The 22,542-nt window shown below is 50.4% G+C and carries 26 protein-coding genes; 2 read left to right on the forward strand and 24 right to left on the reverse strand.

Features of this window, described 5'->3' with window-relative positions; all coding sequences use genetic code 11:
- Positions 1-7: 7 nt before the first annotated feature.
- The 8 genes from carA to tatA all read right to left on the reverse strand — a co-directional run bounded on the left by carA (position 8) and on the right by tatA (position 7,259).
- Positions 8-1,081, reverse strand: a complete 1,074-nt coding sequence (carA, locus tag L5656_RS00235; RefSeq protein WP_297197278.1) for a glutamine-hydrolyzing carbamoyl-phosphate synthase small subunit — start codon at positions 1,079-1,081, stop codon at positions 8-10.
- A gap of 74 nt (positions 1,082-1,155) precedes the next feature.
- Entirely contained in the window at positions 1,156-2,448 is a 1,293-nt protein-coding gene (locus tag L5656_RS00240; protein WP_428849284.1) for a dihydroorotase, read from the reverse strand.
- Positions 2,448-3,371, reverse strand: coding sequence for an aspartate carbamoyltransferase catalytic subunit (locus L5656_RS00245; protein ID WP_297197284.1), 924 nt, complete (start codon positions 3,369-3,371; stop codon positions 2,448-2,450). Before L5656_RS00245 ends, L5656_RS00240 begins: the two co-directional genes overlap by 1 nt.
- Before the next feature lie 78 nt (positions 3,372-3,449).
- Positions 3,450-4,028, reverse strand: a complete 579-nt coding sequence (pyrR, locus tag L5656_RS00250) for a bifunctional pyr operon transcriptional regulator/uracil phosphoribosyltransferase PyrR (RefSeq protein WP_428849282.1) — start codon at positions 4,026-4,028, stop codon at positions 3,450-3,452.
- A gap of 356 nt (positions 4,029-4,384) precedes the next feature.
- Positions 4,385-5,200: an SPL family radical SAM protein gene (locus L5656_RS00255; protein WP_297197291.1), complete on the reverse strand. Its 816-nt coding sequence runs from the start codon at positions 5,198-5,200 to the stop codon at positions 4,385-4,387.
- The gene (panB, locus tag L5656_RS00260) at positions 5,194-6,051 is read right to left on the reverse strand and encodes a 3-methyl-2-oxobutanoate hydroxymethyltransferase (RefSeq protein WP_297197294.1); all 858 of its coding nucleotides are present in this window, start codon (positions 6,049-6,051) and stop codon (positions 5,194-5,196) included. Before panB ends, L5656_RS00255 begins: the two co-directional genes overlap by 7 nt.
- Before the next feature lie 36 nt (positions 6,052-6,087).
- On the reverse strand, positions 6,088-7,005 hold the full coding sequence (locus L5656_RS00265) for a ketopantoate reductase family protein (RefSeq protein ID WP_297197297.1): 918 nt from the start codon (positions 7,003-7,005) through the stop codon (positions 6,088-6,090).
- A gap of 86 nt (positions 7,006-7,091) precedes the next feature.
- Entirely contained in the window at positions 7,092-7,259 is a 168-nt protein-coding gene (gene tatA / locus L5656_RS00270; protein WP_297197300.1) for a twin-arginine translocase TatA/TatE family subunit, read from the reverse strand.
- 177 nt (positions 7,260-7,436) lie between these two features.
- Here tatA and L5656_RS00275 point away from each other — a divergent pair, with 177 nt between their 5' ends.
- A complete protein-coding gene (locus L5656_RS00275) occupies positions 7,437-8,375 on the forward strand; it encodes an ABC transporter ATP-binding protein (RefSeq protein ID WP_297197303.1) in 939 nt (312 codons plus the stop codon).
- A 28-nt stretch (positions 8,376-8,403) separates the two neighbouring features.
- Complete coding sequence (locus L5656_RS00280; protein WP_297197306.1) at positions 8,404-9,171, forward strand: ABC transporter permease; 768 nt, start codon at positions 8,404-8,406, stop codon at positions 9,169-9,171.
- A 16-nt stretch (positions 9,172-9,187) separates the two neighbouring features.
- Here L5656_RS00280 and L5656_RS00285 read toward each other — a convergent pair whose 3' ends face one another.
- From L5656_RS00285 to spoIIR, 16 genes are all read right to left on the reverse strand, one after another.
- Positions 9,188-10,408: a hypothetical protein gene (locus L5656_RS00285; RefSeq protein ID WP_297197309.1), complete on the reverse strand. Its 1,221-nt coding sequence runs from the start codon at positions 10,406-10,408 to the stop codon at positions 9,188-9,190.
- Between the two features lie 76 nt (positions 10,409-10,484).
- Complete coding sequence (locus L5656_RS00290; RefSeq protein ID WP_428849283.1) at positions 10,485-11,471, reverse strand: RluA family pseudouridine synthase; 987 nt, start codon at positions 11,469-11,471, stop codon at positions 10,485-10,487.
- Positions 11,429-11,878: a signal peptidase II gene (lspA, locus tag L5656_RS00295; protein ID WP_297197315.1), complete on the reverse strand. Its 450-nt coding sequence runs from the start codon at positions 11,876-11,878 to the stop codon at positions 11,429-11,431. The genes L5656_RS00290 and lspA overlap by 43 nt, the downstream gene beginning before the upstream one ends.
- 30 nt (positions 11,879-11,908) lie before the next feature.
- Entirely contained in the window at positions 11,909-12,709 is an 801-nt protein-coding gene (gene thiD / locus L5656_RS00300) for a bifunctional hydroxymethylpyrimidine kinase/phosphomethylpyrimidine kinase (RefSeq protein WP_297197318.1), read from the reverse strand.
- A gap of 69 nt (positions 12,710-12,778) precedes the next feature.
- The gene (locus L5656_RS00305; RefSeq protein WP_297197321.1) at positions 12,779-13,510 is read right to left on the reverse strand and encodes a TraR/DksA C4-type zinc finger protein; all 732 of its coding nucleotides are present in this window, start codon (positions 13,508-13,510) and stop codon (positions 12,779-12,781) included.
- Positions 13,511-13,537: 27 nt separating this feature from the next.
- Positions 13,538-13,837 (reverse strand): DUF5665 domain-containing protein, encoded by a 300-nt coding sequence (locus L5656_RS00310; RefSeq protein WP_297197324.1) that lies wholly within the window; start codon positions 13,835-13,837, stop codon positions 13,538-13,540.
- Between the two features lie 117 nt (positions 13,838-13,954).
- Positions 13,955-16,762, reverse strand: a complete 2,808-nt coding sequence (gene ileS, locus L5656_RS00315; RefSeq protein WP_297197327.1) for an isoleucine--tRNA ligase — start codon at positions 16,760-16,762, stop codon at positions 13,955-13,957.
- 77 nt (positions 16,763-16,839) lie between these two features.
- Positions 16,840-17,337 (reverse strand): DivIVA domain-containing protein, encoded by a 498-nt coding sequence (locus tag L5656_RS00320; RefSeq protein WP_297197330.1) that lies wholly within the window; start codon positions 17,335-17,337, stop codon positions 16,840-16,842.
- Positions 17,338-17,387: 50 nt separating this feature from the next.
- On the reverse strand, positions 17,388-17,642 hold the full coding sequence (locus L5656_RS00325) for a YggT family protein (RefSeq protein WP_297197333.1): 255 nt from the start codon (positions 17,640-17,642) through the stop codon (positions 17,388-17,390).
- Positions 17,639-18,451, reverse strand: a complete 813-nt coding sequence (gene proC / locus L5656_RS00330; RefSeq protein WP_297197335.1) for a pyrroline-5-carboxylate reductase — start codon at positions 18,449-18,451, stop codon at positions 17,639-17,641. Before proC ends, L5656_RS00325 begins: the two co-directional genes overlap by 4 nt.
- A 3-nt stretch (positions 18,452-18,454) precedes the next feature.
- Positions 18,455-18,889 carry a cell division protein SepF gene (locus L5656_RS00335; protein ID WP_297197338.1) on the reverse strand — a complete coding sequence of 145 codons (435 nt, stop codon included), beginning with the start codon at positions 18,887-18,889 and terminating at the stop codon, positions 18,455-18,457.
- Between the two features lie 15 nt (positions 18,890-18,904).
- Complete coding sequence (locus tag L5656_RS00340; protein WP_297197341.1) at positions 18,905-19,594, reverse strand: YggS family pyridoxal phosphate-dependent enzyme; 690 nt, start codon at positions 19,592-19,594, stop codon at positions 18,905-18,907.
- A 78-nt stretch (positions 19,595-19,672) separates the two neighbouring features.
- The gene (locus L5656_RS00345; protein WP_297197344.1) at positions 19,673-20,620 is read right to left on the reverse strand and encodes an HlyD family efflux transporter periplasmic adaptor subunit; all 948 of its coding nucleotides are present in this window, start codon (positions 20,618-20,620) and stop codon (positions 19,673-19,675) included.
- A complete protein-coding gene (gene pgeF / locus L5656_RS00350; protein WP_297197346.1) occupies positions 20,617-21,411 on the reverse strand; it encodes a peptidoglycan editing factor PgeF in 795 nt (264 codons plus the stop codon). The genes L5656_RS00345 and pgeF overlap by 4 nt, the downstream gene beginning before the upstream one ends.
- Before the next feature lie 137 nt (positions 21,412-21,548).
- Positions 21,549-21,818, reverse strand: a complete 270-nt coding sequence (locus tag L5656_RS00355) for a YlmC/YmxH family sporulation protein (protein ID WP_297197349.1) — start codon at positions 21,816-21,818, stop codon at positions 21,549-21,551.
- 84 nt (positions 21,819-21,902) lie between these two features.
- On the reverse strand, positions 21,903-22,538 hold the full coding sequence (gene spoIIR / locus L5656_RS00360; RefSeq protein ID WP_297197353.1) for a stage II sporulation protein R: 636 nt from the start codon (positions 22,536-22,538) through the stop codon (positions 21,903-21,905).
- Positions 22,539-22,542 lie beyond the last annotated feature (4 nt).

Raw genomic sequence — 22,542 nt, forward strand, 5'->3', positions numbered from 1 at the left:
TACTGGACTATCTATTTTGTATAAGCTCTAAGAACTCCTTAAAGATATACTCGCTGTCTGTAGGTCCTGGCCCCGCTTCGGGATGATATTGAACTGAAATTACGGGGAGGAACTTGTGACGGAAACCCTCTACGGTGTCGTCGTTTAAATTAATATGAGAAACACAAACTTCCTCCGGTGGCAAAGAGCTGGCCACAACCGCATATCCGTGGTTTTGGGAAGTAATGTATACTTTACCGGTTGCAAGATCCTTAACGGGATGATTACCTCCCCGGTGGCCGAAGCGAAGTTTAAAGGTGTCACCGCCCAAAGCGAGGGCCAAGATCTGGTGCCCCAAACATATCCCTAAGATGGGCACCTTGCCCAAAAGTCCTTTTACAGTTTCCACCCCGTAGGGCACATCCTTAGGGTTCCCGGGCCCGTTGGAAAGCACTACCCCGTCAGGCTTAGAAGCAAGAATTTCTTCGGCAGTGCTATGCGCCGGAAAAACGATGACGCTACAACCTTGCTTTACAAACCATTCTAAGATGCTACCTTTGACCCCCAAATTATAGACAGCTACCCTGGGCGAACCCTCTCCCAAGACATAAGGCCGGCTGTTGGTCACCGTAGGTACGAGCTTATCTCCACTCAAAGGAGGTTTCTCCCGTACAAGACGCTTAATCTCTTCTAAATCCACTGGACCTGAAGTTAAAATCCCGTACATGGTACCCTTACTACGCAGGTGGCGGGTCAAAGCCCGCGTGTCCACCCCCTGGATAAAGGGGACGCCGTGCTTCTTAAGGTAAGAGATTAGGTTTTCCTGCAAACGCCAGTTGCTCGGCTCCCGGCAAATCTCTCGGGCTACCAACCCCTGAACCTGTGGTCGTGGAGCCTCCCTGTCCTCCTCATTTACACCATAGTTGCCTATAAGGGGGTAAGTCATAACAACAATTTGGCCACAATAGGAGGGGTCGGTGAGGATTTCCTGATAGCCGGTCATGCTGGTGTTGAACACCACTTCTCCGTGGCAAAAATATCCCTCTTCCAAGGCTTCCCCCTGGAATATGGTCCCATCTTCTAAGACCAAGTAAGCTTCCACTGGAAATCCCCTCCTAAACAGCTTACTTCAAATATCCTAAAACCAGACCTGGTAACTCGGGCCGGCCTAATTCTCTAATACAGGACCCGTCCATTCTCCATTACTAGCCGCCCGGCCACAATGGTAACTAAAGGCCAGCCTTTAAGCTTTAACCCCTGGAAGGGTGAGTTCTTACCCAGGGAATAAAAAGTATCCACATCTACTTCTTTTTCCCAGTCGGGTGCAATAACTGTAATATCGGCTATACTTCCTTCCTTAAGGGAGCCACCGGGAATATTTAAGATGCTGGCTGGGCGGCAGCTCCAAGCCTCTATGAGACGCTGCCAGGATAATCTTCCTTTTTCCACCAACCGGGTCACCACCAGGGGTATAGCTGTCTCCAGACCGGATATGCCGAAGGGAGCAATATCGTACTCCACGTCCTTTTCTTCTTCTGTGTGCGGGGCATGGTCCGTGGCCAGGACATCCAGTAAGCCATCCCTTAAGGCTTCTTCCAGGGCCTGCCGGTCTTCCTCGCTCCTTAAGGGAGGGTTGACTTTAGTAGTAGTGTCGTATCCTATTACTGCCTCATCGGTTAAACAGAGATGATGGGGTGTTACTTCAGCGGTAACCTTGACCCCCTTGGATTTAGCCTCCTTTAAAATATGCAAGGACCCCGCACTGCTTAGGTGTGCGAGGTGAAGCCTGCCTCCCGTAAGCCCGGCCAGGATGACATCACGTGCGACCATAACTTGCTCGGAAGCGGCGGGTATACCTCTTAATCCCAAAATCGTGGAAACGAAACCTTCGTGCATTACTCCTCCGGCAGTAAGGTTAAGATCCTCACAATGGGATATCACCGGAATATTAAATAACCGGGTGTACTCTAGCGCCCGGCGCATAACTTCCGCATTCATAACAGGGTTCCCATCGTCGGAAATGGCTACAGCCCCGGCCTCCACCAGATCGTAAATCTCGGCCAGCTCTTCGCCTTTCGAACCTTTGGAAAGAGCACCTATGGGATAGACACGAACCACCCCAACGGCTCTCGCCCTTTCCCTTATATATGCAATAACCGCTGCATTGTCAGCTACGGGCTGGGTATTGGGCATGCAAGCCACCGCGGTGAAACCCCCGGCCGCTGCGGCCCGAGTCCCCGTAGCTATGGTTTCCTTCTGCTCGTAGCCAGGTTCCCGGAGGTGTACATGCATATCAATAAAACCGGGAGCCACAATGCAACCGCCCACGTCTAAGACTTTAGTTTCCCGGTCCTTTTCTAAATTTTCTCCTATAGCCGCTATACGGTCACCGGAAACTAAAACATCGGCCACTTTATCCAAATCCTGGGAGGGATCAATAACCCTTCCACCCCGGAGCAAGATTTTCATCATCTTCCACCTCCAATGAGCAAGTACAGCAAAGCCATGCGGACAGCCACCCCGTTGGTCACCTGTTCAGTTATGGCCGACTGCAAGCCGTCGGCTACAGCCGGAGAGATCTCTATTCCGCGGTTCATGGGGCCGGGGTGCAGGACCAGTGCACCGGGCTTGGCCAGCCGGAGCCTTTCTGGTGTGAGCTGATAAAGGAGGGCGTATTCCCGTAGGGAAGGGAACAGCCCCTTTTTCTGCCGCTCCCTCTGGATGCGTAGGACGTTTACTACGTCAGCACCTCTCAAAGCTTCCTCCACCCGGTAAAATACCTTTACCCCTAAGTTCTCTATCCCTTCCGGTATCAGGGTCGGTGGCCCGACTACCCTCACTTCCGCTCCCATCTTAGTTAATCCCCAAATGTTGGACCGGGCCACGCGGCTATGAAGTATATCTCCTAAAATTACCACTTTAAGCCCCTCTATACGACCCATCTTTTCCCGAATAGTAAACATATCCAGGAGAGCCTGCGTGGGATGTTCATGCATGCCGTCTCCGCCGTTGATTACCGAAGCCTTGATATACCTCGCTAGTAGTACCGGACTCCCTGCCGCGGAATGCCGGATGATCACCGCATCAGCCCCCATGGCGGCCAGGGTTTGGGCTGTATCCCGTAAGGACTCTCCTTTAGCTACACTGCTAGTAGAAGTAGCTATGCTCACAGTATCCGCGCCCATATATTTGGCGGCCAGCTCGAAGGAGGTGCGGGTGCGGGTGCTGGGTTCATAGAAAAGGGTGACCACCAGCTTCCCCCTCAACGTGGGGACTTTCTTAATATCACGCTGGATTATTTCTTTCATAGGTCCGGCGGTATCCAGTATAAGTTCGATCTCTTGGCGAGTGAGATCCTTAAGCCCTAACAGATGCTTGCTCTTAAGAACCATATAAATTAAAAACCTCCTTATCGCCCGAGGCTAATAAGGAGGTCTCCTGCCGTCCTTATTAGCCTCACGGGACTAATTTCAAGGACCGGCTGTTCTTTCCGGTACGGCGCAGATCAGAACTTGATCCACGCCGTCTATCTCTTTCACTTGTACTGCAATCTCCTCTTTAAGGGAAGTGGGAACGTTTTTACCTACATAGTCCGCCCGTATGGGTAATTCCCGGTGTCCCCGGTCAATCAGCACCGCAAGTTGAATGCTCCTGGGCCTACCCAAATCCATCAAAGCATCTAGTGCTGCCCGCACTGTCCTCCCGGTGAATAGCACATCGTCTACCAGCACTACTTTCTTCCCAGTTATGTTAAAGGGTATCTCTGTGCTATGGATGACGGGGTGCGGGCTTAAGGTAGTAAGATCGTCTCGGTAAAGAGTTATATCTAGAACCCCTAAGGGAAGTTTCACCCCTTCGATCTCTTCTATTATTCGTTGTAACCTCTTGGCCAAGGGAACGCCCCGGCGCCTGATACCCACGAGAACCAGGTTCTCCGTGCCCTTGTTACGTTCCAAGATCTCGTGGGCGATCCTTACCAAGGCTCTTCGCATTTTATCGGCATCCATAATCTGAGCCTTTACATTCAAAATTATCCCACCGCCCCTCATGCACAAAAAAACCCACGCTCATCCGGCGCAGGTTTAGCACCACATTATCCAGGTAAGGAGTTTTTTGTTCACTCCTTGCTAGCCTCACCGGACTAACTTAAAGGATGCTCGCTTACTCTAATTTATATTACTCTTATCTGCCCTGTCAATAGCTAATTGTTTTGAGTTACTGCCATTTTTTTCAGGAGAGGGCTGCTTGTACTTGCAAACGAGCGCTCTTCACCCAAGCGGCCACCCCCAACAAGGCAGCCGCCGGGCAAGCCATAATCTGGCCAGCAACCTAGAAGGTATCTCCCCGGCTTATACGCCTAACCAGGCTTTCTGCTTTGGCCATCAACCGCCTTTTAACTTCGCCACTAAAGCTTCAAATTATACTTGTACCTCCGGGAAAGAGTCTCCAGCTTCTTCGCTAAAAGTTTCAGGTACCCGCGCGGGTCGCGGAGAAAGCGCTCTAGATGTGTTAACGCCCAGGAAAGCTTTTGTTCATAGGTAATCCGCAGCCGCTCTACGGCTGCCGGGTAGGGGTTTAAAGGATCCAGATAGACCTCTCTAACCCCGATATCCCTTAGACTGGCTAGAAGCTCTTCCAGCGCCCCCGGTGCATCGGTTAATCCCGGAAGGATAGGGGCTATAAATACCCACACGCTTATACCTTCACCAGCAAGCTTTTTTGCAGCTTGAAGGCGCGCTGAAGGCGGAGCGGCTCCCGGCTCCACAATATTCGCAACAGCATCATCCGGGGTGGTTAAGGTAAAACCGACCGAACAGTTTCTAAGTTGTTTAAAGAGCTCTATGTCCCGGACTACAAGGTCCGATTTGGTAAGTAGGTCGATGTTTATTTCCGGCCTTTCTTCCGCAAGAACCCTCAGCGAGGCCCTAGTAAGTCCGTATTCGCCCTCTGCCGGCTGGTAGGCATCTGTCACAGTGCCTAAGATAACCTTACCTAAAGGAGCTCGCTTCCGCCTTATCTCGCGGCTTAACACCTCCGGAAAATTGATCTTGGCATACACAAATTCTCCCCACTTGGCTTCCCGGCCGTAAAACCTGAGCACCGTATCTGCGTAACAGTAACGACATGCATGGGAACATCCTGAGTAAGGGTTCAAACAGTAACGGTAGCCCGGGATCCCCGTCCTGTTAAGGGCAGTCTTGCAATAGCCGGGCTTTAGCATCTTTTACCTTCGCCGGCCGCTAACTGGCTTAAAATTTCTTCATTCATCCCAAAAGAGTGCTCCGGCCCTGGGAATACCCCTTCAGCAACTTCGGAAGCATATCTCTTAAGAGCTTCCAGGATCTGAGGCGCAAGATCCGCATATTTCTTCACAAATTTAGGTACAAAGCGCTTAAACATACCCAGCATATCGTGTATGACCAGTACTTGTCCATCGCAATAGGGTCCAGCGCCTATACCTATAGTCGGTATGCTTACCCTTTCCGTAATGGCCCTCGCCAATGGAGAAGGTATGCACTCAAGTACTATAGAAAAAGCTCCTGCGGCTTCTAGAGCTTGAGCCTCTTCTAGTAACCTCCTAGCTGCCTCTATATCTTTCCCCTGTACTTTAAACCCGCCTAATTGGGTAGCCGTCTGTGGAGTAAGCCCTATATGCCCCATAACCGGGATTCCGGCACTGACCAACGCTTCTACGGTCTTCACTACATTCAAACCGCCTTCCAGTTTGACCGCATCCGCTCCACCTTCTTTAAGGATCCTGTTGGCGTTATGGATAGCGCTTTCTATACTTTCGTTGTACGACCCAAAGGGCATATCACCCACTACAAAGGTATTACGTGCTGCCCTTACTACGGGCTTAATATGGTGTAACATCTCTTCCATGGTGACTGGCACAGTACCTTCGTAACCGAGGACTACCATACCCAGAGAATCTCCGACAAGGATCATTTCAATATCCGTTTCCTCGACCAGTAGAGCCGTTATATAGTCATAGGAAGTTACCATCCGGATCTTTTTTCCCTCTCTTTTCATATTCAGCAACTCCGGAATAGTCACCTTTCTCTTGGGCATATCTATGACCTCCTGCAACCAAAAAAGCTTAAGCTTTTATAGATATGTTTTCTCCAAAGCCTTAATGAGAAGCATTAAGCTCTCGTTGTAAGGGGTGGGGATCCCTAAAACTTTTCCCTCCCTAACGATCGTCCCGTTTATCACGTCTATCTCGGTCGGGCGCAAGCGCTCAACGTCTTGCCTCATAGAAGAAATATTGTTTGCTGTAGCTCGGGCCACTTCCTTTACGTACCCGAGAGGATCGGAAACTACCAGTCTAATACCTTTAGCCTCCGCAACTTTCAATGCCTCCAGTACCGCTTTCTCCATAAGTACCTCTGCCGGCCCAATCTCCAAAAGTTGCCCATTACGCACCTTAAGAAGGGCTGTCAGAGCGTTAATACCTACATTAGCCAACAGCTTAGTCCACAATACACCCATCACATTGTCAGTAACCACAGGACGAAGTCCAGCCCGTTCAAAAACCTGTGCAATAAGATTAAGCCTATCTGTAATTTTGCCATCCAACTCACCCAGATACGTATCCCCGCTTCCGGCGTAACTGATCCTGCCCGGCTCTAAGACATTAGCCCCAAAAGCAGTTGACCCTGCCAGCACCTTCTCCCTTCCTACTATCTCTGCTATCTTCTCCGCGTTACCCACGCCGTTCTGTAAGGTCAGAACCATTGTATTCTTCCCTATGGTAGGAAGGCCGTTCCGCAGGGCCTCCTCGGTAGAATAAGATTTAACAAAAACCAACACAAGCTCGGCTTCCCCCACCAAAACCGGATCTGTAACGGCCCTAATTTTTATATTCTTCTCTTTGCCTTGGGACACAAGAATTAATCCTCTGTTGTTTATAGCCTCAACGTGTTCCCTCCAGACATCCACCAACCATACCTCTTCTCCCGCCTCCGCCAAAAAACCCCCGAAGAGGCTACCCATACTACCTGCGCCCAGGATGGCAATTTTCAACCCTATTCACCTCTAACTTGTTTGCTCCCATTTAGCCTAATATCTATAAAACGTGTTACGGATCTGCACCTCAAAAAAAGGACCCACTATTCTACATTATCCTCTTTATCCTTTACTTCTTCCTTAAAACCGCGAATTGCCTTACCGAGGCCCTTACCCAGCTCGGGCAGTTTGCCGGGGCCAAACAAAATCAACGCCAGCACAAGAATAAGTATCCAAGCCCAAGGGCTTAAAATGCTACCAAAAATAAACATGCAACGAGCTCCTTCCCGGGATTAAATCTTTCTAACCGAGTATCTATCACCATAGATAACATAAGAGCTGCTCCCGAGCAAGTTGCTGCGGATCTTTCAACAGGCTATAATAATAGCTGCCGTCGAACTCTTTCTCCATGGAACGAACAAACCGGAGGAGCAAAGAGACGATTACAAATGGGTGTGTATCCGGATATTGTTGTCGAGGCCAAAAACCTCGTTAAATCCTATAACGGAATCCCGGCAGTAAAGGGAATAAATTTCGTTATAAGAGCGAGGGAATGTGTGGGGTTTCTGGGACCTAACGGGGCTGGGAAAAGTACCACAGTTAAGATGATCTACTGTTTTCTTCCTATAACCGCCGGCGAGCTGTATGTTTTAGGCCTTGATGCCCGCCGTCACCAGCGGTCTATTAAATCGCAAGTAGGAGTTGTCGCCCAGGAAGATAACCTGGATCCCGAGCTGACTGTGAAAGAAAACCTGCTCCTTTATGCCAGCTACTTCGACCTGCCGGGCCGGGTGGCCCAGCAGAGGGCGGAGGAATTGATGAATTTTATAGACCTAAAGGATAAAGCTTCAACCCCTGTGGAAGAGCTTTCTGGCGGCATGAAGCGGCGCCTAGCCATCGCTCGAGCCCTGCTCAACAATCCCAAACTTCTCATTCTTGATGAACCGACGACCGGTTTGGATCCGGAAGCCCGGCGCCTGATATGGGAAAAGCTGTGCCAGTTAAAAGAACGGGGGGTAACCCTCCTCTTGACCACCCACTACATGGAAGAAGCCGCTTACTTGTGCGACCGGATTCTGATTATGGACGAAGGCCAGATACTGGCCGAAGGCTCGCCAGGGGAATTGGTGAACAAATATATTGGTAAAGAAGTAATAGAGCTGGCCCCCGTTCAGGAGGCCCAAGCGGAAAAGCTGGTTGCTGCCTTGGCCTCCAAGGTTTTGGGATACCAACTCGTGGGAGAAACCCTCTTTTTGTACTCCAACAACGGCCGTAGCATCTGGCAGGATATCAGCGGGCGCCACCGCTATCTTCGCCACCAGATATTACGGCCGGCTACCTTGGAAGATGTGTTTCTCAAGCTAACGGGCCGGGGACTAACAAAGTAAACTCTGCTTCAGAAGGAGGCTTAGCCGGTTGAGGCTAGAGATCTCCCACCGCACGTGGAAGGTCTTCTGGCGAAATTTTGTCGTATTCCGGAAGACCTGGTTGGCCAATATAATGTTTAACTTCGTAGAACCCCTTCTCTATTTAGGGGCCATGGGACTGGGGTTAGGAGCCTATGTACCTTCCATCGAAGGGTTAACCTACCTCCAATTTATAGCCCCTGGTATCATCGCCTCTTCTGCCATGTGGGCTACAGCTTCAGAATGCACCTACGATAGCTTCACACGGATGCATTACCAAAAGATCTACCATGCTCTCGTCGTTACCCCAATAAGCCTTGAAGAGATCGTCCTGGGCGAGCTACTCTTCGGCACCTTTAAAGGGGTTTTATACGGAACGGTAATACTATTGGTGGAGGCCGCGTTAGGCCTCATCCTTTCTCCCTTAAGCCTCCTTATCCCTCTTGTACTAGCTTTATCGTGTTTTACTTTTGCTGAATTGAGCATGATATGGACGGGCTTGGTACCTAAAATCGATACTTTTAGTTATTATTTTACCTTGATCATTACCCCCATGTTCCTTTTCTCCGGTGTTTTCTTCCCTGTACAAGCGATGCCTTCTTTTGCCCGGGGGCTTGCCTTTTCGTCTCCCCTTTACCATACTGTGGAATTAGTACGTCCCCTGGCCTTAGGGCAGGCGACTAGCACTGCCTGGCTCCATATCCTCTGGCTTGTAGGGTTTTCTGTTCTTTTCTTTTATCCTCCTATCTACCTCTTCAAGCATAGGCTATTAAAATAACGCTATAAAACCGAGCCTACCTGTTTAAGGGTCTTAAGTTTACCCTCTGCCGGGAATAGTTAAGCCCCAATAAGCTACATAATCTGAGAGCTAGCCTTACGGGCCACAAAGAAAGTTGCTTCTTTAACTCCTGTTTTTCCCGTTGGAGTTCAGCCACCGCCCTTTCTAGGTCTTCATTGGCGATTAAGGTAGTCTGTAACCGATATTCCTGTTCCCTTAATTGTTGTTTTAACTTAGCCTGCTCAGCCTGGGCATCAGCCACGGCCTTATTTAGGGCGCCTTGCAGTTGCATAAGCCGGGTTTCCAGGTGGCTCACCCTTTTCTTTAGGGCATCCCTTTCTACACGTAAGCTCACTAGTTGTTCCTCTACATGTGTCAACTCCTGCCTAAGTTCCTCTTTTCTTTGGTGTAGCTTTTCCAAATCAGCGAGAAGGTTTCTGTTTTCCCGGCGTAGTTCTTCCACTTCCTGGCGCAAGGCTAGTACTTCCTCATTATCTTCCTGGGATCCACTGGCTTCCCGGTTACTACTTGCCGTGCGGCTTGACCTACCCCCTTCCACCAAGGTGAGAGTAGCTACCTCGGCTCCTGCTGCTACTTCTTCGGAAACCGAAACAAGTTCAGCGGCAAAGGGCGTAAACTTCCCGCCCTCGTAGGAAGGCAAGGGAAGAAGTTTATCCCAAAGATCCTTCTGCTTTTGCTCCTCAGGTTCTTTAGGTGGGTTAGCCAAAGGATATATGGGCTCTTCAACTTCTGGCGCCCTTTTTGTTTCCTCGGAAGGTTCTACGTAGGACCAGTGGATTAACCCCCATCTCCCATCCTTAAGCCGGACGAATCTACCATCATGGACGAGCTTCTGCTCCCCTTGCACCTCAGGCTGACCCATATCCCGCAAGTGCCCGTTGATCTCATCAAGGCGTAGAGCTTCACCTTTGCTCTGCAGGAGCCTGTGAGCCGGATCGTTCTCTTTTAAGCCATCCAGCCGAAGGCACCACAATCCCTTGCCTTCATGGCGAAAGCAGGGATTCCTGCTTAAACAACGGTTGACATTCTTCTGGATTTTAGCCGTAGATTGGCCGCTTAAAAGCTTTTTTTGGGCTGCAGTAACCAATTCGTCTACAGGCTGGGGCGAATATTCAAAAAGGCGCAATTTCAAGAGGTCTGTGAGGGAATCTAGCCTGCCCGTAACCTGAACTTTAGCCACTTTAGGAACAGGAGCGGGCTTCCCTTTTTTGGCCATTGGTGTCACCTCTCCTTTAGATATTTCTATAACTTGGTATCAGAGGAATTATTTGACACCAATGACCCCAATTCCTTCAGGAAAAAAGTAGGGTTATGTCAATATTTGTTTCGCCCGATAAAAGTTCTAGTACATGTAAAAAAGCCTGGGGTAAAGGGGCTGTAAATTCCAGATAATCCCCGCTACGAGGATGATAAAACCCCAGTTTTGCAGCATGAAGAAGCTGGCCTGGAACTTTAAAGGCCTGTTTCTTCGGTCCGTATAAGGCATCGCCCACTACCGGGTGTCCCACATAAGCCATGTGGACACGTATCTGGTGGGTTCTCCCAGTTTCCAGGCGCACCTCCAACAAGGTAAAACCGTCAAAACGCCTAAGAACACGGTAATACGTCAGGGCTGGACGCGAATTTTTTAAAGTTACCGCCATCCTCTGGCGGTCCACAGGATGACGGCCGATAGGAGCCTCTATTTTCCCTGCGGCCTCTTTAATTTCTCCATATACAAGTGCCAGATACACACGTGTTACCTTCCTGGCTTTGATCTGAGCAGCAAGGGACCTGTGAGCGAAGTCGTTTTTTGCCGCGACCAGTAGACCCGAGGTGTCCTTGTCCAGCCTGTGAACGATCCCGGGGCGAATGGCACCACCCATCCCGGATAGGCCACCACAATGATAAAGCAAGGCATTTACAAGGGTTCCGCTCTCGTTCCCTGGCGCCGGGTGCACTACCATTCCCTGGGGTTTATTAACTACGACCAAATCTTCATCTTCGTAAACTATATCCAAGGGGATGGGTTCCGGCCGGGCCTTAAGGCTCGGGCGCGGCGGTACCTCTCCCCAGATCTTTTGCCCCGGCCGTACCTTATGGCTGGCCTTTGCCGTGTTCCCCTCCACCAATATTAGGCCCTGTTCTATAAGTTCCTGGATACGCGAGCGGGAAATACCGGGCAGCTTCTCTGTAAGCCACACGTCCAGGCGCTTTCCGGCCTCCTCAGGTCTGACCTCTACAGAAAAGCGCCCGGTCACTGGGCTCCCTCTTTCTCCTCCCTTCTCCACAGCTCCCATATGGTAAGCCCTACCCCCAAAACGATTGCCACATCAGCTAGGTTAAATACCGGCCACACCCGAAAATCCAAAAAGTCCACTACATAACCGAAGCGTATCCGGTCCAAAAGGTTACCCAGAGCTCCACCGAGCTGGAGAGCCAAAGCGAGCTTAAGGGTAAGCCGGTGAACAGGAAACTGCTTGTAAGCTATAACAATTAGCGCTATGACAGCCAGGGTGGAAATTATAAATAAAGGGGTTTGGTAAGCCAAAATGCCAAATGCCGCACCGGGATTATTGATGTAGGTCAGGTGAAATATATTCTTCAACACGGGAATGCTTTGGTTGGGCTCTAACCACTGGCGTACCAGCAGCTTGCTTATCTGATCAGTTAAGAGAACTACCAGGGTCAGCAATAACACAGGCATGTTCCGCCTTTACCTCTCTCCTTAAGCCATTTAATTATCTTCCCAAGAGTAATACGGTGCTAAATGATGAAGGCAGCCGTAACCTGCACCTACCGGTCTGCCGGCGAGCATGGCTTGACGGACATACTCTTTTGCCTTCTCCACCGCCTCGGGTACCTCCCACCCTCTGGCCAGAAAGGCTGTTATGGCGGCTGCAAAAGTGCAGCCTGTACCGTGGATGCTAGAAGTAGTAAGGCGGGGGCTGCTAAAACGTAACACTTCCTTCCCGTCAAATAATATATCCAGAGCTTCTTCCCCCGCTAAATGGCCACCCTTAACTACTACAAACTTAGGCCCCCACTCCCGTATCTGCCGGGCCGCCTCCACCATATCTTTTTCACTTTGTATGGATAAACCGGTGAGGGCCTCGGCCTCATCTATATTGGGAGTAACTACCAGGGCTAAGGGAAAAAGCTCCTTCTTCAGTACTTCCCTAGCTTCAGGAGTTAAAAGGAAGTGGCCGCTTTTGGCTACCATCACAGGGTCCACAACTAACCTTGTAACACCGTATTCTTTGAGCTTAGCGGCCACTGTGCTAACTATTTCAGCATTGGCCAGCATACCCGTCTTTACCGCGTCAGCCCCTATGTCCCCCAAAACAGAATCTAATTGTCGGGCTACAAAATCAGCCGGCAGATCGTAGCTCCCTTGTACTCCCAAGGTATTCTGGGCTGTAACCGAGGTAACAACACTGGTGCCGTATACTTTGAGGGCAGCAAAAGTTTTAAGGTCCGCCTGCAGCCCCGCTCCCCCTCCGGAGTCCGAGCCAGCTATAGTTAAAGCTTTGTACATTTGTTACCCCTCTCCCTAGGTTTGTGTCGCTTAAGTTTATAATATCATACTTTTTCTCGCCCGTAGAGGTTAATCCTCTAACTTATCCCACCCCTCATCTCCGACAACCCGCTCCCGTGGAGCTCCCTCATCATCAAAGTAAGCTCCCGTATCCTTGTAAAACATGCCATCTGCTCCCTTAAAATAAGGAATACCGTCCACCGGCTCTACATATCCCCGGTCTTCGTCTAAGTCCAAGGGGCCATAGTAAGCCCCTACTCCTGCCTCGGAAGCATGTTCGGTAGTCTTGGCCAATTCCTGCCAGGCATCCTCCCCATCATATTCCTGTTCATCTTCAGCGTCAGGTTGCTCCCTGGGGCTGGTGTCATGGGTTATCCCGCCAAAAGGGGGGGCTATCACATCCTCTTCGATGGGGCGGGGGTGGCGCTCGCCCAATCCTTCCGTTACTTTCCGACATTCCAGGCAAAGAGTGCTTTCAGGAGCGGCCTCTAGTCGCTCCAGCGGTATTTCACGCCCGCATTCCTGACAGCGCCCGTAAGTCCCCTGACGGATACTGGCTAAGGCGTCTTCTATTTTCTTAAGTTGAATGATAATGTTGTCCCGTAAAGCGAGATCCTTGCTTCTTTCAAATAGCTCGCTTCCCAGGTCCGCCGGGTGGTTATCGTAGCTAGAAAGTTCCTCTACCGAATCCCTGAGGGACTGGGCAAGCCCTCCTCTCTTAATCGAGTCTAACTGCTCTTCATAAGAAGCCCGAAGGGCTAAAAGTTTCCTGCGGAAGTATTCTAGTTTTTCTCTTTCCATACCGGCCGTTCCTCCTGCACTTAAGTTTTAAGGGAGGTAAATCTCCTTCTGGACCATACGCACAATTTCGGCGATGAGTTTGCCAATTAAGGGGAGATTCTGAAGAGCCAGCTCCCTCACCAGGTAGATGATAAGTGTTCCTAACACGGTCACCCCTAACGCTATGCCCAAACCGCGCGCTACGCCGGCGATAAAATTGAGGTAGACCAGGCGGGCCGGACGGCGGTAAAGTTCGACCCATTCAGCTAAACTGGCCTTCTCCAGGGCTAGTATAAGTTCCTCCACCTTTTCTACAAGCCCTTCTTTTCCCGGCCCACGATCATCCACCTTCCATCCCCTCCTGCTAAATATTACCCTTCCCGGCCGGGCTTTAAACAGGAAAATAAAAAATCCTGCCCGTCAGGGCAGGAAATCACGCCAAAGCTATCTCATCTATTTTTCGCACTATTTTTCGCACGATAACTCTCCTTGAACGTTCAAGGACCGCAGCACCGCAGCGCACCGCAAGCAAACGTCCGGATAGGCAGCCTCCTTGCCCACGTCTTCCGTAACCCGCCAGCATCTGTCGCATTTACGCCCAGAGGCCGGCTCTACATAAATCTGTAGCCCTTCTATCTCAGTAGCCCCTAGACTGCCTTCCGGTGCCTCTTCGCCAGGTACATGCAAGACAACCTGGGAAACTATGAAGGCCGTAGGCAGCTCATCCTCCAGGGGCTTAAGGAAGCTGTATAGTTTTTGGTCAGGGTATAGATGCACGCACGCATTTAAAGAATTGCCCAGGCCCTGTTCCCGGCGTGCCTCCTCCAAGGCACGGTTAACTTCTTCCCGAACCTTAAATACCCTGGTCCACTTGGCCTCCAGCTCCTCATCCATATATTCCTTCCTGACAGACGGCCAGGGGCAAAGCTGTACGCTCCAGGGCTTATCCTTCCCGGGCAGGTGCTGCCACACCTCTTCCGTGGTGAAAGCCAAGATAGGAGTGAGGAGGCGTACCAAAACATTTAATATCTGATAGAGAGCAGTCTGAGCGGAGCGCCGACCAAGGGATTTGGCTTCCCATGTGTAAAGGCGATCCTTTAAAATATCCAAATACGTGGCACTTAAATCTGACACACAGAAGTTAGATATAGTATGATAAACAATATGGAACTCGTATTCCTCATAAGCGTGGGTAACTCTTTCTATTACGCGCTGTAACTTCCCTAAGATGAAGCGATCGAGTTCCAACATCTGGTCGTAGGGAACCGCATCTCGCTCCGGGTCAAAATCATACAGGTTTCCGAGAAGGAAACGGAAGGTATTGCGTATTTTCCGGTAAGCGTCCACCACCTGGCGGAAAATGTTAAAAGAAGCCGCCACATCCCGGCGATAGTCGGAAGAAGCGACCCATAGCCGCAGGATATCTGCGCCCATAATCTTAATAACATCCGCCGGATCGATGCCGTTCCCTAAGGACTTGGACATCTTCCGGCCCTCCTCATCCACCAGGAAGCCGTGGGTAAGGACTGCCCGGTAAGGCGCCTGACCCCTGGTAGCTACCGCAGTGGAAAGGGAGGAATTAAACCAACCGCGGTACTGGTCGCTCCCCTCTAAATATAGATCAGCGGGCCAGGAAAGTTCCGGGCGGGTTTCTAAAACCGCAGCATGGCTTGATCCAGAATCAAACCACACATCCATAATATCCGTCTCCTTGCGGAACTCCCGGCTTCCGCACTCCGGACAGGCAAGCCCCGGCGGAACTAGTTCCGCCGCCTCCCGGGCAAACCACACATCTGAGCCGTACTGCCGGAACAACCCTTGAAGGTGCTTTATAGTGGTATCGTTTATAATTTCTTTGCCGCAACGCGCACAGTAGAAAATAGGTATAGGAACCCCCCAGCTGCGCTGGCGGGATATACACCAATCGCTCCTCTCAGCCACCATCCGGTAGATACGCTCTTCTCCCCAGGCGGGGATCCATTTTACCTTTCTTATAGCCTCCAAAGCTTCCCGCCGGAAGCCGTCTATAGAGGCGAACCACTGTTCTGTTGCTCGAAAAATCACAGGGTGTTTACAACGCCAGCAATGGGGGTACTGGTGGGTTATGAAACCAAAATTTAGTAAAACCCCTCTCCTTTCTAGTTCTTTAACTATCTCCTTGTTGGCTTCTTCGACAAAAAGGCCCTGGAGCTGGGGAACTTCAGAAGTAAAGCGTCCCTGATCATCCAAAGGTGAAAGCACGGGAAGCCTATAGCGCTGCCCGATTTCAAAGTCCTCCAAACCGTGGCCGGGAGCTGTATGCACGCAACCCGTACCTTGATCCATGGTGACGTGCTCCCCCACTATAACGAGAGACTCCCGATTCATGAGAGGATTGCGGCATACTACCCCCTCTAGCTGAGCTCCTTGGAAGCGCCCTACTACGCGGAAATCTTTTAGCTGTAAAAGCTCCGTCATCCTCTCATGCAAGGGCTCTGCCCAAAGGAGCTTTTCTGCTTCAACGTCTACTACGAGGTAAGTTGCTTCAGGATGCAGGGCAATAGCCACGTTTGCCGGTAAAGTCCAGGGCGTGGTAGTCCAAATCACTATAGAAGTAGTGCCGGATTCCAGAATACCTCGCCCGTCTATAACGGGAAACTTAACGTATATAGAAGGTGAACGCTTTTCCTCATATTCCACTTCTGCCTCAGCCAGGGCTGTCTCGCAGTCGGTACACCAATAAACAGGTTTGCGCCCCTTGTATATATATCCCTTTTTAGCCATCTCTCCAAAAATACCGATCTGGACGGCCTCGTATTCTGGTTCCAAAGTGAGATAAGGGTGCTCCCAATCCCCTCGCACTCCCAAACGTTTAAATTGTTCCCTCTGGATATTTACATATTTTAGGGCATATTCCCGGCAGCGCTTGCGAAATTCCAACACATCCACCTTCCGCCGGTCGAGCCCCAAATTCTTAATGGCCTGCTGTTCTATGGGAAGCCCGTGGGTGTCCCAGCCGGGCACATAAGGCGCATCATAGCCGTTCATAGAGCGGTACTTTATTATAATATCCTTTAAAATCTTGTTCAAAGTATGCCCTAAATGTATATCTCCGTTGGCATAAGGCGGCCCGTCATGAAGGATGAATTTGGGTTTTCCTCGGTTGGCCTCCTGGACTGCCTTATACAATCCCTTTTCTTCCCAGAACTTTAGAATCTGTGGCTCCTTCTGAGGGAGGTTGGCCCGCATGGGAAAATCGGTCTTCGGCAAGTTTAAAGTTTTGCTATAATCCATTACCGTATACTCACTCCTAAAACCCAAAATTTGCTTTAGTTTTAAGTATACCGCCTTAAAATAACTCCCGTCAAATGTTAAGCCTGAAGTGCCTCTTGGCCATCATCTTTTTCTACCGCAATTGAAGAAATCTCGTCTTCGCTATCTAGAAGCTTAAGCTGGGCAAGAAGGAAAGAGCGCAGGCGGGCTTTAAAGGCACGAGCCTGTTCCTCTAGGGAAGCCAAGCGCCGTTCAGCCTCAGCTACTTTATTTAGGGCCTGACTCATGATCTCCTGGGCCCTGGCTTCAGCTTCCTTTAAAAGAGTCTCAGACTCTCGCCTGGCGTTTTCCCGCGTCTCCTCGGCCGCCCTTTGGGCAACAACCAGGGTCTCTTTTAGAGTGTTTTCCAGACGGGTAAACCGCTCAAGCTCTTCCTCTAGCCGCAATACTTTATCCCGGAGCTCCTGGTTTTCCCGGAACACCTGGGTGTAATCCTTTAAAAGCTGCTCCAGGAATTCATCTACCTCTGGGCAGGAATAACCCCGGAATGAACGGCGGAACTCCTTCTTGTTTATATCTAAGGGTGTGAGAACCACGTTCCCTCAACTCCCGGTTTCACTTTAAATTTTGCTAAAGAAAACCTATTCTAAAGAAAACCTATTATAAAATGTTCTAAGAGCTGAATCACCAGAATGGCCACTAGAGGAGAAAAATCCAGGGGCAAGGGGGTGGAAGGTAGGAGGCGGCGGAAAAACCCGAGTATAGGTTCAGTCATGTCGTAAATAAAGCTTATAACCGGATGGCGGGGATTATGGGGGATAAAAGAAATGAAGACTCGGGCCACGATGAGCCACTGTAATATCTCCAGGGCTACCTTTACAATAGTTGCCAGGGAGATCATTCCTTATGCCCCTCACTCAAGGCCCTGGCCCGTTCAGCCCCCGCCTTTACAGCTTCCATAAGGGCTCCCCGTACCGCACGCCTTTCCAAAACTTCTAGCCCGGCTATGGTAGTGCCCCCTGGCGAAGCCACCCTGTCCTTCAGCACTGCAGGGTGCTCCCCGGTCTGAAGAACCATCTTCGCGGCCCCTAAAAGTGTCCGGGCTGCCAGCTCCAAAGCTACATCCCGGGATAGCCCGCACCATACTCCTCCGTCAGCCAGGGCCTCTATCATTAGATAAGCATAGGCAGGGCCACTACCACTCAAACCTGTAACCGCATCGAGCTGTTCTTCCGGTAACAGTACCGCTCGTCCTACACTACCAAAGATGGCCAGAGCCAATTCCTTCTGCTCTGTACTGACCACGGGGTTGGCAGCTAAAGCCGTTATCCCTTCTCCCACTAAAGCAGGAGTATTAGGTACAGCACGTATAATGGCCAGATTAGGCCCCAGCCAGTTCATAAGTTGCTTTAAAGCAATGCCTGCCGCCACGGAAATAATCAGGTGGGAAGGCTTAAAATTTAATCCCTGCACCGCCTCCGGAAGGTTTTGGGGTTTTACGGCCAGTATTATAACTTCTGCCTTATCCAACACTTCTTGGCTATTATACGCTATCTGTATTCCGTATTCCTCTCCAACATTCTCCAGACGTTCCCGACAGATATCGTAGGCATAAATTTTACCGGGAGAAATAAGGCCGCTCTTGATTAACCCTGCTATCAGGGCACCTCCCATGGCCCCTGCGCCGATAAACCCGATGGTCTGGTTCATACTCTACCTTCTTCCTCCAGAAGAATTTAATTCCCAAAAAAATGCACCACCGCCGGGTTTAAGCTCTTGGTCAACACTTAAGTCAATGTTGCTCGGTGTAAAGAGAAAAATACCATGGCTTACCTTGCGTACCTGTCCGCCCAGGGCAAAAGCGGCTCCGCTTAAAAAATCCACGAGCCTGCGAGCCTCTTCAGGTTCCATCCTCTCCAGGTTAACAATTACCGGGCGATAGTTCTTTAGATTTTCAGCCAAGGCAGCTCCCTGCTCGTACGATTGGGGGTGTACTACCACTAAGCGCATCGCCCCTCGGGCGGTAGGTAGCCCCACCACTTTAGCTGTTCTGGGCAGAGGAGGGGCCTCTACAGCAACGGGCTCTCTTTCCTCTTCCTCTTGCTCGTATCCCAACCAATTAAGAAAAGCTTCCCAAATCTTGCCCATACTTTCCCTTACCCCCTATTCGCGCGGGCCAAAAATAGCAGTGCCTATCCGTACCATGTTGGAGCCCTCTTCTATAGCTACCTCGAAATCATTACTCATACCCATAGATAAGTATCTCATCTCCACTTTTGGTAATCGCAAGGCTTCAACCTCCCTGGCCAGCTCCCTCAAACGCCTAAAAACGGGCCTTACTTCTTCGGGATCATTAACTAAAGGAGCAACGGTCATAAGTCCAAGAATACGCAGGTGGTCGAAACCTACCACTTCCTTTAAAAAAGAGGGAACCTGTTCCAAAAAGAGCCCGAACTTTGTACTTTCTTGGGCCACATTAACCTCCACCAGAACATCAACCACGCTGCCGGCACTCCCCGCCCGTTTATCTAGCTCGCGGGCAAGCTCTATGCTATCTAAGGAATGTATAAGCTTTACCCGGTTAAATACGTGCTTGACCTTGTTGCGCTGGAGATGCCCTATAAGATGCCAGTTAATCCCCAGATCACTTAAGAGAGGCTGCTTTTTAAGTAGTTCCTGCACCCGGTTTTCTCCTAGGTCCTTCAACCCCAGGGCCACAGCCTCCCTTATAATTTCAGGCGGAACAGTCTTAGTCACTGCCACTAAAGTGATCTCGTCAGGGTTGCGCCCTGCTTTACCCGCAGCTCGCGCTACACGGTCCCAAACCCGTTCTATATTTTCCTTCAGACCCACACCACAACCCTCTCCTTTCCCTAAAATTTCTTTCTACAGTTCTGCCGGGAAATCCTGCCGGTGAGCTTTTAAGTTTCCTTACAGCCAGCGTGTCCAGAAAGGGTTTAGGATAACTTCTACGTTAGGTTTTATACCTTGCACGCTCATCTTATCCCCTACTGTTCCTACAATCTGTACTTCTTGGAAGCGAACCCCCTTCCCCGACAATATGTAAACTCCCTTAGAACCGTCAGGAAGAATCACCAGAGCCTTTCGCGGCAGTATAAATCCTGAATAATGCTCTACCACGGCTTCTACTTCTACCAATCGTTTGTCTAACCATTCGCTACCCCAATTATCTAGGCGCAGAACCACGACCTTTTGGTTATTCACTGTATAAAGCTTAACCATTTTAACCTTAAGCCTATCTTTTTCACCAGGCCAAACTAAGGTCACCTGCTTCTTTTCTTCCCACTCTTGGGGTAACCCGTCCACCACGGCGCACAGGAAAAGGGGATGTAGATTGTTGGCTAGCCTTATCAAGGGCTCGCCGGTTCTTACTGTTTCTCCCGGGCTGTTAGGGGTGGCTTTTTGAGCCAGAGAAAAAATGTCATGATGAGATATTTTTTCCCATACACCTGGCTTAAGGGTGTTCTCCAACCCGTCAGGGTGAAAGCAGACTAGACCCGCGAATGGAGCCACAATATTCCTTACCCCTGTATCACCAGGCTCCACACCGGCAAGCTTAACCCGGGCTATGGTCCCCCCAGCAGCTACCCTTTCGCCTTCCGGGACTACCCTCTCCAAAGTTCCTCCTGCTGGAGCAGTAAGAAACGTTTCCTCCCTGATAACCAATGCTTTCAAATGCGTCGTCTTTTCTAACACACCTGCCTGCGGCCGCTCGGTATCCAAGGCCCGCCACGCTACCAGCCTCATTATCCCCAACCCGGCTTGATAAAGCACAAGACTTAAAAAAGCCAGGCCCAGAAGAGCAGGAAAAAGATAATGGCGCCTGAAAGTTTGCTGCCGTCTTTTTCCCTCCTTCATTCCCCGTCAAGCCTCCAGCCCAAAAGGGCACCAAGACGTCCGGTATGGCCCCCAGAACCTCGGTGGGAAAAGAAAATATCGGAATGGCAAGCAGTACAAAGACTTGCTACAGCTATTCTTTCGGGGAGCAAACCCATATCTAAAAGGGTTAAGCGGGTGGCTTCCCAAAGGTCAAGGTGAAGGCGTCCACCTTCACCGGGCTTTAAAACTTTTCCCGCCCAGGAAAAACTTTTGAAACTTTCCTCCACTTCTGGTCCCACTTCGTAACAGCAGGGCCCTATGGAGGGGCCAACAACCGCCCAGCAGTCCCTTCCCCGGGACCCGAAGACCTCGTTCATTAGCTCTACGGCCCTGGCAGCAATCCGTTTGACCGTACCCCTCCAGCCCGCATGTACTAATCCGATAACCTGCCTTTTAACATCCAACAAGTATACCGGAACGCAGTCCGCGAAAAAGGCCGCCAGTACTACGCCCTTATCGGCGGTGATGAGGCCGTCCACTCCCTTTAAGCTTGTACCGGGGTCCTCCGCCCCGCTCCCTGCCTGTCCGCTGTCCACCACCGCCACTTTTGCTCCGTGTACCTGTTCTCCAGCGACCCACTTTTCGAGGGGAAGGCCACTAACTTCAGCCAAAAGCCTCCGGTTCGCCAAAACTTTGGCGTAATCATCACCTACGTGAAATCCCAGATTAAGGCTCTTGTAAGGCCCTTCCGATTGTCCTCCTTGGCGGGTGCTAAAAATAGCTGTAACCGGAGCTAGTTTCTCTAAGAAAGATACCCTAAAGAAAGGCAAAGGGCCTCCAACTTGCTTCAAGACACCCAGCAGTTACTCACCTCTGGCGTCTATTATATAATATCTCCTTGCTGATACGAAAGGCCGGGTTTTTCCCCGGCCCAGGTTTATTTAAGCCCAGTTTTACCTGTAAGCACCTAAGTTCTCTTAAGATGTTTTGGGGCCACTACGCTGGGGTTCTCTACCAAGATAACGTCTATACCTACTTTTATCACCTTTTCCCACGGAATTACAAGATCCTCATTGTGGCCGAAAAAAAATAAAAACTTTCCGCCTTGCCCGGGCAAAACAAGGGCTTTAATTTTTCCCTCTGCTACGTCCAGCTCCACATCTTTAATAAAACCCAGCCTCCGACCGTCTACCACGTTAATAACATCCCTCTGGCGGAGTTCAGAGACTTTAATCACCCCCGCCACCCCCAAGATTTAAAAATACCCTCACCTTTAACACCATTATATGCAAGGGGGCTAAGGATATTTTATCTTGGAAGCTTACCACCACCAGAGGGATGCCAGGCGCTGCGTAGAAGCCCGTAAAACTTCCAGGATTTTAAACCGCAGTTCTATTGAGGTTTCGAGAGAGCCTTCTTCAGGCCAGGCCACAACCTCCCGGCTCGTTTCTCCCTCTGCTACATCCACTAGGCAAAGGGGCGGGAAAAGAACACACCACCAGTTTTCCCCCTTCCCCTCCCCGATTATCAACCGCAAGGCTTCATACCTGCCTGCAGGGAGCACCAACTCTCTATAGGAACGGGTAGGAAAATTGAAATCGCCCACTTGGGCCCGGACAGAGTAAGTATACCCTTCCTTTTTAAGCTCTTGCTGGGCGACCCACACCAGACCCGGTAAATTTTCAGCCAACCACTTGCGAGCTTCTTCCGGCTCCCTAGCTTTCGCTAATTCTTCCCCGGCCTTTTTAATAATGGCATCCCGTACCTTCAATTTAAGGTTTTGATCTTCAGGCGTGTCGCTGTTAGCAATAACGTGCAGTCTTATAAGGTTGTCGGGCTGCAAAGGAACATTAAGTACAGCCGGGGTCTTGGGTTTTAAGAAAATTGCTGCAGTTAAAGCTACCAGCATGGTCACCGTCAGACACCACAATAAAAACTGGCCTTTTAAGGCCTTCACCCTC

The sequence above is a fragment of the Thermanaeromonas sp. genome (genome assembly GCF_021890735.1).
Classification (GTDB): Bacteria; Bacillota; DSM-521; order Neomoorellales; family Neomoorellaceae; genus Thermanaeromonas.

Bases quoted from the DNA above. Each gene is read 5' to 3' on its own strand.
- pyrR (WP_428849282.1), bottom strand. From the start codon at position 4,028: ATGAGGGGCGGTGGGATAATTTTGAATGTAAAGGCTCAGATTATGGAT.
- L5656_RS00275 (WP_297197303.1), top strand. From the start codon at position 7,437: ATGGGTGTGTATCCGGATATTGTTGTCGAGGCCAAAAACCTCGTTAAA.
- L5656_RS00305 (WP_297197321.1), bottom strand. From the start codon at position 13,510: ATGGAAAGAGAAAAACTAGAATACTTCCGCAGGAAACTTTTAGCCCTT.
- L5656_RS00325 (WP_297197333.1), bottom strand. From the start codon at position 17,642: ATGATCTCCCTGGCAACTATTGTAAAGGTAGCCCTGGAGATATTACAG.
- ileS (WP_297197327.1), bottom strand. From the start codon at position 16,762: ATGGATTATAGCAAAACTTTAAACTTGCCGAAGACCGATTTTCCCATG.
- thiD (WP_297197318.1), bottom strand. From the start codon at position 12,709: ATGTACAAAGCTTTAACTATAGCTGGCTCGGACTCCGGAGGGGGAGCG.
- L5656_RS00255 (WP_297197291.1), bottom strand. From the start codon at position 5,200: ATGCTAAAGCCCGGCTATTGCAAGACTGCCCTTAACAGGACGGGGATC.
- L5656_RS00285 (WP_297197309.1), bottom strand. From the start codon at position 10,408: ATGGCCAAAAAAGGGAAGCCCGCTCCTGTTCCTAAAGTGGCTAAAGTT.
- L5656_RS00240 (WP_428849284.1), bottom strand. From the start codon at position 2,448: ATGAAAATCTTGCTCCGGGGTGGAAGGGTTATTGATCCCTCCCAGGAT.
- panB (WP_297197294.1), bottom strand. From the start codon at position 6,051: ATGCCCAAGAGAAAGGTGACTATTCCGGAGTTGCTGAATATGAAAAGA.
- L5656_RS00245 (WP_297197284.1), bottom strand. From the start codon at position 3,371: ATGGTTCTTAAGAGCAAGCATCTGTTAGGGCTTAAGGATCTCACTCGC.
- proC (WP_297197335.1), bottom strand. From the start codon at position 18,451: ATGAACCAGACCATCGGGTTTATCGGCGCAGGGGCCATGGGAGGTGCC.
- L5656_RS00290 (WP_428849283.1), bottom strand. From the start codon at position 11,471: ATGGGAGCTGTGGAGAAGGGAGGAGAAAGAGGGAGCCCAGTGACCGGG.
- tatA (WP_297197300.1), bottom strand. From the start codon at position 7,259: ATGTTTATTTTTGGTAGCATTTTAAGCCCTTGGGCTTGGATACTTATT.
- L5656_RS00345 (WP_297197344.1), bottom strand. From the start codon at position 20,620: ATGAAGGAGGGAAAAAGACGGCAGCAAACTTTCAGGCGCCATTATCTT.
- L5656_RS00335 (WP_297197338.1), bottom strand. From the start codon at position 18,889: ATGGGCAAGATTTGGGAAGCTTTTCTTAATTGGTTGGGATACGAGCAA.
- lspA (WP_297197315.1), bottom strand. From the start codon at position 11,878: ATGCCTGTGTTATTGCTGACCCTGGTAGTTCTCTTAACTGATCAGATA.